General features: G+C 64.7%; 11 protein-coding genes. 6 read left to right on the forward strand and 5 right to left on the reverse strand.

Going from position 1 to position 14,898, the window contains the following annotated elements:
* The 5 genes from OXC99_11705 to rsmI all read right to left on the reverse strand — a co-directional run.
* A partial coding sequence (locus OXC99_11705) for a Rieske 2Fe-2S domain-containing protein (protein ID MCY4625648.1) occupies positions 1 to 944 on the reverse strand: 944 nt, incomplete at its 3' end.
* Between the two features lie 9 nt (positions 945 to 953).
* Positions 954 to 2,219 (reverse strand): Rieske 2Fe-2S domain-containing protein, encoded by a 1,266-nt coding sequence (locus tag OXC99_11710; GenBank protein ID MCY4625649.1) that lies wholly within the window; start codon positions 2,217 to 2,219, stop codon positions 954 to 956.
* A 109-nt stretch (positions 2,220 to 2,328) separates the two neighbouring features.
* Entirely contained in the window at positions 2,329 to 3,690 is a 1,362-nt protein-coding gene (locus OXC99_11715) for a Rieske 2Fe-2S domain-containing protein (protein MCY4625650.1), read from the reverse strand.
* Positions 3,691 to 3,749: 59 nt separating this feature from the next.
* Positions 3,750 to 4,916 carry a cobalamin-independent methionine synthase II family protein gene (locus tag OXC99_11720; protein ID MCY4625651.1) on the reverse strand — a complete coding sequence of 389 codons (1,167 nt, stop codon included), beginning with the start codon at positions 4,914 to 4,916 and terminating at the stop codon, positions 3,750 to 3,752.
* Between the two features lie 117 nt (positions 4,917 to 5,033).
* Positions 5,034 to 5,882 (reverse strand): 16S rRNA (cytidine(1402)-2'-O)-methyltransferase, encoded by an 849-nt coding sequence (gene rsmI, locus OXC99_11725; GenBank protein ID MCY4625652.1) that lies wholly within the window; start codon positions 5,880 to 5,882, stop codon positions 5,034 to 5,036.
* Positions 5,883 to 5,977: 95 nt separating this feature from the next.
* On the opposite strand from rsmI, the gene OXC99_11730 reads away from it, so the two are divergent.
* The 6 genes from OXC99_11730 (at position 5,978) to OXC99_11755 (ending at position 14,711) form a co-directional block, all read left to right on the forward strand.
* Entirely contained in the window at positions 5,978 to 7,159 is a 1,182-nt protein-coding gene (locus OXC99_11730; GenBank protein MCY4625653.1) for a pyridoxal phosphate-dependent aminotransferase, read from the forward strand.
* A 451-nt stretch (positions 7,160 to 7,610) separates the two neighbouring features.
* Complete coding sequence (locus OXC99_11735) at positions 7,611 to 8,951, forward strand: MFS transporter (protein MCY4625654.1); 1,341 nt, start codon at positions 7,611 to 7,613, stop codon at positions 8,949 to 8,951.
* A gap of 1,341 nt (positions 8,952 to 10,292) precedes the next feature.
* Positions 10,293 to 11,543 carry a hypothetical protein gene (locus OXC99_11740; GenBank protein ID MCY4625655.1) on the forward strand — a complete coding sequence of 417 codons (1,251 nt, stop codon included), beginning with the start codon at positions 10,293 to 10,295 and terminating at the stop codon, positions 11,541 to 11,543.
* 305 nt (positions 11,544 to 11,848) lie between these two features.
* Positions 11,849 to 12,598 carry a hypothetical protein gene (locus OXC99_11745; protein MCY4625656.1) on the forward strand — a complete coding sequence of 250 codons (750 nt, stop codon included), beginning with the start codon at positions 11,849 to 11,851 and terminating at the stop codon, positions 12,596 to 12,598.
* Positions 12,599 to 13,133: 535 nt separating this feature from the next.
* A complete protein-coding gene (locus OXC99_11750) occupies positions 13,134 to 14,474 on the forward strand; it encodes an MFS transporter (protein MCY4625657.1) in 1,341 nt (446 codons plus the stop codon).
* 60 nt (positions 14,475 to 14,534) lie between these two features.
* The gene (locus tag OXC99_11755) at positions 14,535 to 14,711 is read left to right on the forward strand and encodes a hypothetical protein (protein MCY4625658.1); all 177 of its coding nucleotides are present in this window, start codon (positions 14,535 to 14,537) and stop codon (positions 14,709 to 14,711) included.
* Positions 14,712 to 14,898 lie beyond the last annotated feature (187 nt).

Below are 14,898 nucleotides of genomic sequence, written 5' to 3' on the forward strand. Positions count from 1 at the left end.
ATCTGGAAGTCGTTGTCCCAATTCTGTTCGATGACGTAGCGGTCGTACCAGCCGGCGCCGTTGTTGTGGTACTCGCGGCCCTGGCGGGCTGCTACGGCGAGGCCGTCGTCCTCGCGCAGGCCGATGCTCCACTCGAGGGTGTGCTCGTCGTCCATGGGGACGTAGGCGAGGAAGCGGGCCTCCCTGCCGAGTGTGGGCACGGGCGGCATGGCGAAGCAGGGGAAGAGGTAGTGGCCGATGCGCCAGTAGTAGCTGTCCTCTTCCGCGACGCGGTACATGCCGTAGGAGTTGCCGACGGGGGTTTCCTTGACCTTGAACCTGCCGTCTTTGTTCTTGGCCTGGTAGTAGCCGAAGGAGCCGGGTTGCAACTGCGAGGGCTGGAGGTGGCCGCCGTGGAGGATTGAGGCGTGGATGGTGTCAATCTCGCCCTCAATGCCCTGCATCCAGTTGTTGTTGCGGAAGAGGACGGTGATGAAGCACGCCTCGTGCATGTTGCCCTCGAGCTCAGGCAAGGCAGGTGGGATCTCGCGCGGGCCCATGTAGGCCCAGATGACGCCGTTGCGCTCGTGGGTGGGGTAGGCCTTGATCTTGACCTTGTCCCTGAAGTTGGACTCGGCGGGCTCCGAGGGCATGTCGACGCAGTCGCCGTTCACGTCGAACTTCCAGCCGTGGTAGACGCAGCGGATGCCGGACTCCTCATTGCGGCCGAAGAAGAGGCTGGCGCGACGGTGCGGGCAGTTGTTGTCGATGAGGCCGACGGCGCCGGTGGTGTCGCGGAAGGCGATGAGCTCCTCGCCGAGGAGCTTGATGCGGACGGGTGGACAGTCGGGTTCCGGGACCTCGTAGGTCTGGAGCGCGGGAAGCCAGTACTCGCGGAAGAAGTTGCCCATGAGGGTGCCGGGGCCTATCCGGCAAAGAGCATCGTTGTCGGCCTGACTCAGCATGTGTTCCTCCTACACCTTTGCCTCAAACCTCTCAATGAGGTGGGTCGTGTCGGCCCACCAATCGGCGTCGCGGTGCATAACTATCTGTCCCGAGCGCTTGTGGTACGCGGCAGGCTGCTCGACGCCGGGCGGCGGCGTGCCGTCCTCGGCGAGGGCGCGGGCGGCCTGCAGGAAGCGCCGCCGGGTGCGGATGATCATCTGGTCGGTGGTGCCGAGGTGCTCGCTGGTGCGGTCCAGGATGGGGCCCATGCCCTCGGTCATCGCCATGTCCTGCTGGCGGACGCCCGCGATGCCCGACCAGCTCTTCCACGTGCGCTGGGCCTCGCGATCGATCTGGAAGTCGTTGTCCCAGTTCTGCTCGATGACGTAGCGGTCGTACCAGCCGGTGCCGTTGCCGAGGTACTCGCGGCCGGCATTGAAGCCCGCGCCCAGCCCCTCGTTGGCGCCTGGGCCGATGCTCCACTCGAGGGTGTGCTCGTCGTCCATGGGAACGTACGCGAGGAAGCGGGACTCCTCGCCGAGCGTCGGCACGGGGGGCATGGCGAAGCAGGGGAAGAGCAGGTGGCCGATGCGCCAGTAGTAGCTGTCCTCTTCCGCGATGCGGTACATGCCGTAGCTGGTGCCCGCGTCGGTCTCGCGGACGTTGAATCTGCCCGCGCGGTTCTTGCTCATGTAATAGCGGAAGCTCTGCGGCGGCAGGTCCTCCGGGCGGGCGGCGCCGGAGTGAAGGAACGCCGCGTGCACGGTGTCAATCTCACCCTCAATGCCCTGCATCCAGTTGTTGTTGCGGAACAGCACGCTGATGTAGTGGTTGGGGTACATGTTGCCCTCGAGCTCCGGCAGGGCCGGCAGGACGGCACGCGGGCCCATGTAGGCCCAGATGACGCCATTGCGCTCGCGGCACGGGTAGGACTTGATCTTGACCTTTTCCCTGAAGTTGGACTCTGCGGGTTCGGAGGGCATGTCGACGCAGTCGCCGTTCACGTCGAACTTCCAGCCGTGGTAGACGCAGCGGATGCCGGATTCCTCATTGCGGCCGAAGAAGAGGCTGGCGCGACGGTGGGGGCAGTTGTTGTCGACGAGGCCGACGGCGCCGTTGGTGTCGCGGAAGGCGATGAGTTCCTCGCCGAGGAGCATGATGCGGACCGGCGCGGAGTCCGGCTCCGGCAGCTCGCCCGACTGCAGCGCGGGGAGCCAGTATTCGCGGAAGAGGTTGCCCATGAGCGTGCCCGGGCCGACCCTGCAGAGGGCGTCATTGTCCGCCTGGCTCAGCATGTGTGCCTCCTAGACGTTAAACCTCGACTCAATTGGTCTGAACTATACCACGCGAGGGCGAGCATTGGCCCGCCCCCGCTAGATTGCATGCGCCTAGTCATCGACGAGATCAGGACGAGCTGAGTCCCCTGCCGCCCAAGCCGGCTGCGACTGCGCGGCCCGTGTCGCACGGGTCCGGGTAGTCCGTCGTGGCGGCGGTGACCCACGGTTCAAGCGCCTTCTGCCAGTCGTCTTCGGGAGGGAGCACCGTTTCACAGGAGCGCACGGTGTACCACTCAGGGTTCTGCGAGCCCGGCGGCGGCGTGCCATCCTCGGCGAAGGCGCGGGCAGAGGCGATGAGCTTGCGGCGCGTGCGGATGATGGCGGCGTCGGCGGTGCCGAGGTGCTCGCGGGTGCGGTCCATGATGGAGCCCATGCTCCACTCAAGGGCGGCGTCCTGCTGCCGCACGCTGGGGATGCCGGTGAAGTTGCGGTTCTTCTTGGCCCACAGGTCCATGTGGAAATCGGTCTCGGGGCTTATCTCCGCCCACCAGTTAGCGTAGAACTTGCCCTTCTGCTCGGGCTTCATCGGGCCTGTCGGACCGAGCACGCCCGGCTCGTCCGACAGCTCGAAATTCGGGCGGCGGGAGCCCTCGAGCGGCTTCGTGGGGTGCCAATGGACGCCGAAGTGCATGGTGTAGTTGTCGTCGATGGGCATGAAGATGGACATGGGGACGATCCCGCGGTTGATCGCGGGGAACATGCCGTAGATGGGGAAGAGGAAGTGGGCCACGCGCCAATACTTGTTCCCGTCCTCATCCCGCTCGGCGCCGTACATCATCCCGTATTCCTTGTTGGCGATGTGGAACCTGGCGGTCTGGCCGGGGTGGTAGAGGCCGTACTTGGGAGAGTCTTCCTTGTTCAGGCGGCTGTGGAGGAAGTAGATGTGGGTGGAGTCGAGCTCGCCTTCCAGCGCCTGCATCCAGTTGCACTCATAGATGAACCTGTGGGAGTAGCCACGCTGCTCCTCCGGCACGAGGCCGAACTCGAACTGCGGGACCTGCGGCGGGTTGTCCTGGTCCTGGCCCATGTAGGCCCAGACCATGCCGCCGAAGTCGACGGCCTTGTAGGCCGTGATCTTCACCTTGTGCTTGAAGTTGCTGTTGGGCGGCTCGTTGGGCATTTCCATGCAGTTGCCGTCCACGTCGAACTTCCAGCCGTGGTAGGCGCAGCGGAGGCCACCCTTCTCGTTGCGGCCGAAGAAGAAGCCGGCGCCGCGGTGGGGGCAGCGTTCCTGCGAGATGCCCGGCCGGCCATCGGAGTCGCGCCAGGCGAGGAGGTCCTCGCCGAGGACGCGGACGCGCTGGGGCTGACCGTCGCGCTCCAGCTCCCAGTCGAATGTGACGGGCATCCAGTACTCGCGCATGAGCTCGCCCATGGGCGTGCCGGGGCCGACCCGGCAGAGCAGTTCGTTCTCTTCCCTTGTGAGCATGCTTTCCTCCCCCTATCAGGGTGCTGCGTGCATTGTACAGGAGTGGAGCAAACGTTGCCCTAGCCCCAGAGCTCCTTGGTGGCGATGGCGGCGCCGTCGGACATTGCCTTGAACTTGGACCAGCAGATGTTGGGGTGGCCGACGCGGGAGCCGATGCCGCAGTCCGTGCCCGCCATGACGTTCTCCTTGCCGACGATGTTGGCGTAGCGGACGAGCCGCTGGGCGACCAGCTCGGGGTGCTCGATGAAGTCGGTGGCGTGGCCGATGACGCCGGGGATGAGGACCTTGCCGTCGGGCCAGTCGATGTCCTTCCAGACGGCCCAATCGTGGTCGTGGCGCGGGTTGGAGGCCTCGATGGAGTAGCCGGCGGCCTTGACGTTGAGGATGATGTCGGCGATGTCGGCCAATTCGATGTCGAACATGTGGGGGCCGTGGTAGCTGCCCCAGCAGGTGTGGAAGCGGATGCTCTCCTCTGGGATGTCCCGCAGGGCGTGGTTGAGGGCGTCAACTCGAAGCTGGGCGAAGGCGCGGTACTGGGGCACGTCCATCTCCGGGTGGATCTGCCACGCGTCGGGGAGGTCAGGGTCGTCGATCTGCAGGAGGAAGCCGGCGTCGACTATGGCCTTGTACTCGATGGCGAGGGCGTCGCCGATGGCGTAGAGGAACTCCTCTGCGGTGGAGTAGTACTCGTTCTTGAGCCAGTGCTCGACGGTGCCGGGGGTGATGGCGGGGAGGAAGGTCTCGGGCGCGCTGACGCCCTCCAGGCCGGCCTTGAAGTTGTCGATGTCGGCCTGGACGTCGGCGTGGCCGACGTAGGTGATGGGGCCTACGCACACGGTCTGGTCCCCACGGTTCTGTCCGGTGGCGGCGCCCGCGCGGTACCGCCCGGCCTCAAAATACTCCGGGAAGTACATGAGGTCGCGGCCGCCGATGGCGCCCATGCGCGGCGTATTCTCGTCAGCGGGGCGGATCTCGATGCCGCCGAGACGCTCGCGCAGGTAGTTGCTGAAGCTCGACTTGCTCAACTCTCCGTCGTTGATGCTGTCGATGCCGTTCGCGATCTGGAGGCCAATGTTCTCCTTGATGACCCGCCGGATGTCGGCGGTCAACTGTGCATCGTCCACCTGCTCGCCGCGGCTCTTTGCCATGACCCGTTCCCGCATTTCCTGGGGCCTCGGCAGCGTGCCAGCGTGCATGGTCATGATCCTGTCAGTGCTTCGAATCACCGCATGTCTCCTTCCGGGGTGTTATACCCCAACCAACATACAAGGCGTTTGCAACATAATACCCAAGAATAGTTGAAACGTAAGCCCCCAGCTTTCGATGACAGTGATTCGCGCTGGCTATGTTTCCCCGTCCTCGGTGTCGCCGGCGAATTCCAGCCAGAGGGCGTAGACGGCGCGGCGCGGCAACCCGGTCGCACGGACTACTGCGGCGACGGCGTCCCGAGCAGTAAGACCCTCGGCGCGGTGCATCGCAAGCTGGCGACGGGCGTCGTCAGTGGCCACCGCCGTGTCCGCGGGCTTGCTGGGCGACGCGCCCTCGATGACGAGGGTGAACTCGCCGCGGGGCTCGGTGAAGTGGTCGAGGGCGTCCTGCAGGGTGCCGTGGAAGACCTCCTCGTGGAGCTTGGTGAGCTCGCGGCAGACTGCGACGCGGCGATCGCCCCACGCCGCGAGCATGGCGGCGAGCGTCGCGAGGACGCGGCGGGGGGATTCCAAGGCGACGAGGGTGTCAGTCTCGGCGGCGTGGGCCTCGAAAGCGCGCCTACGGTCGGCGGCGCGGCGCGGGGGCCAGCCGATGAAGCGGAAGCGGTCGCCGGAGAAGCCGGACGCGGACACGGCAGCGGTGACGGCCGACGGCCCCGGCACGGGAATGACCGTCGCGCCCTGCGCCGTCGCGGCGGCGACGAGGCTTGCGCCGGGGTCGCTGACGCCGGGTGTGCCCGCTTCGGATACAAGGGCGACATCGTGGTCGGCGAGGGTCTGAAGGAGCTGCGGGATGCGGGCGGCGGCGTTGTGCTCCTGGAAGCTGAGCAGCCGTGTGCGGATGCCGAAATGCGTGAGCAGCTTGCGGGTCGTGCGGGTGTCCTCGGAGGCGATGACGGCCACCTCGCCGAGCAATCGCAGGGCGCGGGCGGAGATGTCCTCCAGGTTTCCAATCGGTGTGGCGATGACGTACAGGTTCGGCATGATGCGCTCGCGGGCGTGTGCGCCGCGCTGGACACGCCCCGCGCCCTCTCGTATGCTGCCCTTTGGCCTATCGATGCTAGCAGAGGGAGCAGGGGATGACCATTGCCGCCAAGATCCAGCGGGCGCTGGAGAGCCAGTCATGGATCCGCCAGATGTTCGAGTTGGGCATCCATCTGAAGCAGCAGCATGGGGACGAGAACGTCTTCGACCTGTCACTGGGCAACCCGATTCTGGAGCCGCCGGCGGAGGTGGCCGAGGCGCTGAAGCGGCTGGCGGCGGACCCGCCGGCGGGCATGCACCGCTATATGCCAAACGCGGGGTATGCCGAGACGCGGGCGGCCATCGCGGGGCACCTGGCGGCGCAGACAGGGCTGCCGTTCACGGGGGCCCATACGGTGATGACGTGCGGGGCGGGCGGCGCGCTCAACATCACTTTCAAGTCCATCCTGAACCCGGGCGAAGAGGTCATCATCTTCGCGCCCTTCTTCCCGGAGTACCCGTTCTACGCCGACAACCACGGCGCCACGACGACCGTCGCGCCGACGGACGAGGCGTTCTGCCCGGACCTGGACGCCCTGGCGCCGATGCTCTCGGCGCGGACGAAGGCGGTGCTGGTGAACTCGCCGAACAACCCGAGCGGGGCGCTGTATCCGGCCGACCTGCTGGCGCAGCTCGGCGGGCTGCTGGCGCAGGCGGAGGAGAAGTTCGGCAGCGCCATCTACCTCATCAGCGACGAGCCGTACGCGCAGCTGACGTACGACGGGGCCGAGACGCCGCCAATCTTCAACGCGCATCCTCGATCGATCCTGGCGACGTCGTTCTCGAAGAACCTGGCGCTGCCGGGGGAGCGCATCGGCTACGTCGCCGTCAACCCGGGGTGCCCCGACGCGGGGCCGCTGGTCGACGCGCTCACGTACTGCAACCGGGTGCTGGGCTTTGTGAACGCGCCGGCGCTAATGCAGTGGCTGGTGCGGGACGCGCTGACGGCGAGCGTCGACATCTCGTGGTACCAGCGAAAGCGGGACTTCCTGTACAACGAGCTGACGGGCATGGGCTACAGCATGGTCAAGCCGCAGGGGGCCTTCTACGCCTTCCCGGCCTCGCCGAACCCCGACGACGTGGCCTTTGTGCAGGAGCTGCTGCAGTGGAACGTGCTGGTGACGCCGGGGACGGGGTTCGGGTCGCCGGGGCACTTCCGTATCTCCTTCTGCCTGGAGGATCGGGTGCTGGAGGGGGCGATGCACGGCTTTCGGGAGGCGATTGCCGCGTACCAGTAAGCGGTGGCTTACCGGTAGGCGGGTGCGGCGCCATTCGGCGGGCTCAGAGCGAGGGGGGGCGGGGCCAATACGCGAAGGTTGACGAGGGAGGGCATTCTGGATACCTGCCCCGTATCGGGGTACGGGGCAGGCTATTCGCCGGTATGAGGGGTTGGGGGTGAGGGCTAACCAGAAGAAGGCGAAGAGAAAGGGGGCCGTCACCGGCCCCCTTTCAATCGGCTCACCCACCTCTGTGGAAAAGGACTAGGCCTTCCCCTCCAGAGATGGAGCCGTGGGCGTACTACTGCTACTATCCATAGGCTCTCACCTCCTTTCCACTGCGGTAGACGCTACCACAACGCATGCCGCCACACAAGGGGGATAGGGCCGCGTTGACGCACCCGCAGCCGCACGCGTACGCTGTATCACCACTGGCGGCGGCACCACACCCCGACCTGAGAGGGCGATTGCATTGGCGTTATTCGGCAGAGGAGGCAGCGGCCCCGCAACACCCGCGGACGCTGACGCCTCCCGTCCACCGGACGACATGCCGATGGAGACCACCTCCAGGGACTTCGAGCCTCCCACGCGGACTTTTCACACCGGCCTCTTCGCCTCCTTCCACTACTCGGACTTCCGGCTGCTGTGGATTGGGCAGCTTGGCTGGTCCGGGGCGAACTGGATGGAGCAGGTGGCGCGCAACTGGCTGGTGTGGGAGCTGACGGGTTCGGGCGTGGCGCTGGGGCTGGTGAACCTCTTTCGGGCGCTGCCGCAGCTCTTCATGTCGCTGCCCGCCGGCGTGGCCGCGGACCGCTTCAACAAGAAGTACGTGCTGATGGCGTGCCAGTCCATGACGATGACCAGCTACGTCTGCCTGCTGGCGCTGGTGCTGACCGACCTCATCCAGCTCTGGCACATCTACCTGTTCTCCTTCCTGCTGGGCATTTCCATGGCGTTCAACCAGCCAGCCCGCAACGCGCTCATCCCGAGCCTGGTGCCGGAACACATCATGCTGAACGGCTTTGCGCTGAACCAGGTGGCGATGAACTTCATGCGGGTTATCGCGCCGGGCATCGCGGGGCTGCTCATCGGCTGGTTTGACGTCATGGCTGCGTTTGTGGGGGCGGTGGCGCTGTTCGCGGTGGTGATCGTCGCGACCATCATCATGAAGGCTCCGGGCGCAAGGAGCGTCAGCCAGACGGAGAGCGCGAGCGGGCAGCTCCGCGAGGGCGTTTCATACGTGCTGGCGGACAAGAACATCCTGGTGGTCATGGTGGTGGCGCTGGCGGTCTTCACCTTTGTCATGCCCTACAACACGTTGATGCCGATCCTGGCGGACAACGTGCTGGACATTGGGGCGCAGGGGTTCGGGATGCTGCTGTCCGTGGCGGGCATCGGCGCGCTGATTGGCGGGCTCACGGTCGCGGCGTTCGGCGACGTGCGGCACAAGGGGCTGCTGTTCCTTGGGTCCTCATTCGGGTATGCGTTTTCCGTGTTCCTCCTTGGCGTGTCGCCTAGCCTAGGGCTTGGCATCCTGCTGCCGATGTTCGTGATGCTGTTCATCGGCGCGGGGCAGGCGATCTTCATGACGGCGGGCAACGTGGCGCTGATGGCGCATGCGCCGGAGGAGCTGCGGGGCCGCATTCTGAGCGTGTACAACCTGGACCGGGGGCTCATGCCGCTGGGGTCTGCGGGCGGGGGCGCGCTGGCGGACTTCCTGTCGGCCCCGATTGCGCTCATGCTCATGGGCGGAGCGGCGTCGGCGATGATCGCGGTTGTGGGGGCGCTGTCGTCGCGGATCCGGCGGCTGTAGCGTCAGGGCCGGGCGGCGCAGCACGGGCGCCCGGTGGCCTCCATTCGATTCGATTCGAGTCGTGCTTTATGCTTTTCTGCAGAACGAGCCTCCTACAAATCCGGGCGTTTCAGATACGACTCATTTGAACAGGGTTTGCCCCATTCCGGCGTGTTACGACCGCTTTCGAGGCCAATACGGGCTCACTTTTGTGCATTTTTGTGCTCCTTCTTTTGGACTGGCGGCGACTGCTGCGAGGGGGATTCGGCGGCGGTGGATCTGATGGGTCAAGGGTATCGCTGGGGGAGGGTTTGGCGACAGGGGCTGATGTCAGGGTGGGGGGTGTTCATCCTTCGATTTCCCTCAGGACGAACGGACGCGGGTGGGGACCATGGGGTTGTCCGCTGGAGGCATCTTCTGGATACCGGCATTCGCCGGTATGAGGGGTTGGGGGTTTGAGGGGTTGGCGGGTGTCGGGGGGGGTGGATGCGGGGTTTCTGGATTCCTGCCTGCGCAGGAATGACGCTGGGGGTGAAGGGGTTGGGGGGCGGTCATTAGAAGTCATAAGGAATCAATCAACAGTAGGGTGAAAGTTATACGCATATGCTATCCTCCCCGGAGGAGGCAGGTTTTGCCTCTCAACCGGTTACAACCAGAAACCGCAGAAGTGTGGATGAAGGCATGAGCCGCTCCAGCGTGTACGCCTTTGCCCGGACCCGCAGTTGGTCCCTTGGCCCATGTGCGGCGTTGCTGGCACTCGCGGTATTCGCCGCCCTGTCCGTAACCTGGAACTCGCCGGGTTCCGCGGCCGCCGCCGAGGGGACGCAGCCTCCGGCCAAGCCCACCCGGTTGAGCGTTGACGCCGTGCAAGGATCGCTGACCGTGTCAGTGGACTGGGATGATGTTGACGGGGCGACACGCTACCCGGTCCGATGGCGAGCGGCAGGCCCGGGGAACACGCTGAATGAGGGGGTGGAGGCGGAATCCCCCGGCGCGGACATCACCGTCGCGGACTACGGAGAATGGGTGGTGCGGGTGGAAGCCTGCAACGACGCGGGCTGCAGCCTGGGAGCCGCGAGGAGATTTGAGGTGAAGCCGGCCCCTGAGCCAACACCCACACGTGTGCCTATTGCCTTACCAGCTCTAACACTGACACCTGAGCCCGTCCCTGCCAAGCCCACGGGGTTGCAGGCGTCAACCCATCCCGGCTCGCTGGACGTGACGTTGGATTGGGACGACGTTGAGGGGGCGGACTCCTACGACGTTTGGTGGCGGGATACCTTCGACATACGGCTTCGTGGGCAAACGTCCGTACAGTCCTCAGACGCGGCAATAACTGTCGGTCGTTATGGTGATTGGATAGTGAGCGTGAGGGCCTGTAACGGCGACAGTTGCGGACAAGGCGAGGCGCAACTGGTCCGGGTGGTGGAGGCGCCGGCCAAGCCTTCCGGGTTGCGGTCAACCACCGAACCCGACTCACTGCACGTGTCGTTGGACTGGGACGACGGTGCCGGGGCCGACTCTTACACTGTGCGGTGGCGCGAGCGAGTGCCCGGCGCGAAGCTCAACGAGGGTATATCCGTAACGACTTCCAGCGCCAACATCACGGTGACCGGCTCCGGCGAGTGGGTGGCTAGGGTGGTTGCTTGCAGCGGCGACAACTGCGGCCCGCCCACGTTCACGCGGTTCCAGGTTACGACGCCGTGCGGCAACGGCGTCATGGTCCCTAATCCAGACAACAAGCCGGAGCTGGTTGCCGACTGCGAGGCCCTCTGGGCGGCCCGGGATATCCTGAATCCCGAGGGGGACGTTCTGGTCAATTGGAACGCGGAGACTGCCCTTTGGAATTGGAAAGGTGTGACCACGGGGGGCAGTCCGCAACGGGTTACACGCATGGAATTTGGGTATATGGGGCTCGGCGGCTCTTTACCCGGCGCGCTGGGCAAACTCACCGGCCTCAACTGGCTGGGCTTCGAGAAAAGCAGTCTGACCGGGGGGATGCCGTCCGAACTCGGCAACCTGACGAACCTCACTGAGCTGTCGGTTTCCTACAACGAACTGACAGGAAGCGTTCCCGCCAGCCTTGGCAACCTGACCAATCTCTGGTCGCTCCACCTCAACAACAACCAGTTCACCGGCCCCATTCCCTCCGAATACGGCAATCTGAACACCGAGCACTTTCATCTTTCCCATAACCGTTTCAGCGGAAGCATTCCTCCCGAGTTAGGCAATATAGGCAATCTGGGCGGCTTCTTCCTGAACGACAACCAGTTGACCGGAGAGATCCCGGACGAACTCAAGGACGCCGAATACATCCATACGCTTGCTCTGGGCAACAACCAGCTGTCCGGCGAGCTGCCTGACTGGCTGGTCGACAAGCCCTACATGGTTCTGACCTTCCACAATAATCAGTTCACCGGCCCCATCCCCGACCTGAGCGAGATGAGCTACCTCAGGAAATTGAACCTCGGCGGCAACACGCTGTCCGGGTGCGTATCAGACGCGTTACGGGGCCGGATCAGAACTCACTACAGCAGCACGGCCCCCTATGGGAACGTGGGAGCTCCGTTCTGCGCCGATGGAACGCTTCCGGAGCCAGAAACGCCGGACTAGGGTATCTGGTTGCAGGCCGATGCCGTCGCGGATGCGGCGGATGTTGCGTCGGGAGGCGCCAGTTCATCCTTCGATTTCCCTCAGGACGAACGGACGGGGGGCGCGGGGGCTTCTGGATACCGGCATTCGCCGGTATGACGCGGAGGGGGGCGCAGGAATGATGTGGGGGGTTGGGTGCGGGAGGACTTGGGGGCAGAGGCGCCTGGGGGATGCGGTAATCCGAGACCCTGAGGATGGACAGCCATGCAGGACAATGGAGATGTCAAAGGTTCGGGGTCTGACTTTCTTGTCAGAGGGATTCGAGAGTGAAGTTGATTCGCGGATGTAAGAGGCGGTATGCACCTGACGTTACGGGCGGTCTGCGGCTAAGCAAGGCAAGGTTTTACCGGACAATTGGAGACGAAGACGGAATAGGAGACGAGAGGGAAGGAGAAATTCGCGTCAGTATGCCGGCATCGGTCACCAGACTCGGCGGGAGCGATTTTGATGACTCCCTTATGGACATGTCCCTGCAAATGGGACCTGACGAGCCAGCGATAAAGATAGAAGGTCTAATGACAGGGAAGCGGCGCGAGGTGCGACAGGAACTCCGTGTAGAAGATTCAGGACTCAACGACAGTCCATTCGTTTTGTGCCTATCAAGGGAACCCAACACAAAGCATGAGTGGGAGACCCTGCGGGCCGCGTTACCTCAAAGGTTCGACACATGGACTGTGACGGATGACGTTGATGCCTTGCAGTTCGAAATCGAGTGCGGCATCGAGCGGTGGATGAAACTAAACGGAATAACGGAACGCTGGCTTGTCTGCTTCAAAGGATGGGTGACGTACCCTTATCACACGACTCCACCAGCTGTGAAACTCGACGATCTCGATGATATGAAACTGCTTACGCGGTGGTTCCAGAAGGGTAGGAAGTACAGCGATCAACAGGAATACAGACTGGCTTGGGTAATAAGGAGCCCGCAGATGGAGACACTCCCTGACGCGTTTCACATTGAGCTAACGAAGACTGGATTGAGTCTATTCAGCCCTTGGAGTCCTCCAACAAGATAAGGCGTGGATGTGAATCCACAGTCGAGGACCCCCCACCCGAGAGGGACCAAACCGGATCATTCGGAACAGCCGGGAACCCCCAGCACATCTCGAAGATAGTGCCGTCTACCATCCACTCAGGCCCGCATGCATGGACAGTAGAGCGGCGCACCGGGAGGGATGAATGGGGGCAGAGGCCGGTTACCGCCAGGTCTGGATGAAGTGTGTCCGGACCAACGCAACTGCTAGCTGCGTGAGACTGCGCCCCACGCCCACAATCGGACACCGCCGCGGCCCGGCCCTGGCCACGGCGGTGTCGTTGCCCGCGTGGGTGATCCGGTGGGGACGATGCCGTTGCGGATGCGGCGGATGTCGCGTCGGGGGGCGTCAGTTCATCCTTCGATTTCCCTCGGGACGAACGGGCGGGGGGCGCGGGGCTTCTGGATACCGGCATTCGCCGGTATGAGGGGTTGGGGGAGGCTATGCGCCGGTATGACGGTGGGGCGGGGGCGGTGTAGTATGATGGTCTGACGCGTTTGCCGCAGGAGGGGGCCCGGTGGCATCGTCCCGGCGCGGAGACCACGAGGAGCCGGCGCCCCCCGACTCGGCGGGCGCGGCGACCGCAATGGAGCGCCGGGAGCGGCTGCTGCGACGCCGCGGGCGGTTCCGCTACGGCACCTTCGCCTCCTTCCAATACCGCGACTTTCGCTTCCTCTGGCTTGGGCAGATCTCGCAGGCGCTAGCGCTGTGGATGGAGCAGATCGCGCGGCCGCTGCTGGTGCTGTCGAGCCTGGTGGGGGGCGACGCGCGGGACCTGGGGCTGGTCTTCGCGGCGAGGACTGTTCCGCAACTGGCGGCGGGCCTGTTCGCGGGGGTGATCGCGGACTGGTACGACAGACGCAGCGTGCTGTTGGTGGCGAAGACGGGCTCGGCGGTGGCGAACTTTGCCCTGGCCTTCCTGATCCTCTCCGGCCAAATTGAGCTGTGGCATATCTACGTGCAGGCGTTTGCCAAAGGCGCGTTCAACGCCATGGACCAACCGGCGCGGCAGTCGATGATTCCCAGCATCGTGCCGCCGCGGCACCTCACGAACGCCGTCGCGCTCAACAGCGCGTCGATGAACACGATGCGCATTGCGGGAGCGAGCGTGGCGGGCCTTATGGTCGCGTTTGTCGGCTTTGGGGTGACCTTCCTTGCAGCGGCCATCGTCTTCCTGGGCGCGGTGCTGTTCACGTATATGTTGCGTGTGCCCCCGCATGTGAGGCCGGGCAGGCGCAACGTGGGCAACGCGTTCTCGAGCTTCCGGGAGGGGATCAAGTTCGGGTGGGCCACGCCTTCCATCCGGTGGGTCATCATCCTTGCGCTGGTCTACTTCATGTTCGGCATGTCCTACATGCAGGTGTTCGCGCCGCTCTTTGCCAAGGACGTGCTGGAGATCGGCGAGCGGGGCTTCGGGTTCATGATGTCGCTGACCGGACTGGGCGGCGTCATCGGCGGGCTGACGCTGGCGTCGCTCAACCCCCGGAGGCACCGGGGCTTCGCCATCATGGGGGTAATGGCAACCTTCGGGACCATGCTGATCCTCTTCTCGCTGAGCACGTTCACGGGCATCGTGGCGCTGTCGCTGGGGATGGTCGTTCTCATCGGCATGTTCCAAACGCCGTTCAACTCGCTGACGAACTCGCTGCTGCTGGACTCGGCGCCCGTGGACATGCGGGGGCGTGTGATGGCGCTCATCAGCCTGGACCGCTCAGTGATCACGATCGGGGCGACGCTGGCGGGGTTCACGGCGCACGCGCTGGGGGTGCAGTTCGCGCAGCTCATCTTCGCGGGGGTGGTGCTGGCCGGGGTCTTCGTGGCGCTGACGCTGGTGCCGGCGTTCCGGCGAATCCAGTAACGCGGGAGGCCTTCCGGCGTTTTACGCAGTAGAGGGGACGGTCGACGAAAGGAGGGTCACATGCCAAAGCACGGCGACGGGCCGAGTCGCGGGACGAGGTTATTCCCGGCGCTCGGATGGAAGGACGCTCACCTGCTGGACCCGAAGGACGTGGCGACCGACCACAAGTGCAAGGAGACGGAGAACGCCATCCGCAATACGCTGCGGACTATGCGGGAGGCGACGCCGTACATGTAGGGGCGTGGGCGCCTTTTGACAGGCGATTTGCGAATTGCCTGCCGGAGGCCCCTCTGGATACCGGCATTCGCCGGTATGACGAGAGAGAGGGCGGCGGGATGATGGCCGGCGCGGTGTTCGGGCGCATTGGGGGGCGCTCGCGGCGGCGAGCGTAGTGGAGTATGGGACGTCCGCGCGTCAGGTGATG

The organism is Chloroflexota bacterium, from assembly GCA_026713825.1.
Taxonomy (GTDB): Bacteria; Chloroflexota; Dehalococcoidia; order Lucifugimonadales; family UBA1127; genus UBA1127.

Coding starts and splice junctions, on each gene's coding strand:
- OXC99_11710 (MCY4625649.1), bottom strand. CDS start 2,219: ATGCTGAGCCAGGCGGACAATGACGCCCTCTGCAGGGTCGGCCCGGGC.
- OXC99_11715 (MCY4625650.1), bottom strand. CDS start 3,690: ATGCTCACAAGGGAAGAGAACGAACTGCTCTGCCGGGTCGGCCCCGGC.
- rsmI (MCY4625652.1), bottom strand. CDS start 5,882: ATGCCGAACCTGTACGTCATCGCCACACCGATTGGAAACCTGGAGGAC.
- OXC99_11730 (MCY4625653.1), top strand. CDS start 5,978: ATGACCATTGCCGCCAAGATCCAGCGGGCGCTGGAGAGCCAGTCATGG.
- OXC99_11755 (MCY4625658.1), top strand. CDS start 14,535: ATGCCAAAGCACGGCGACGGGCCGAGTCGCGGGACGAGGTTATTCCCG.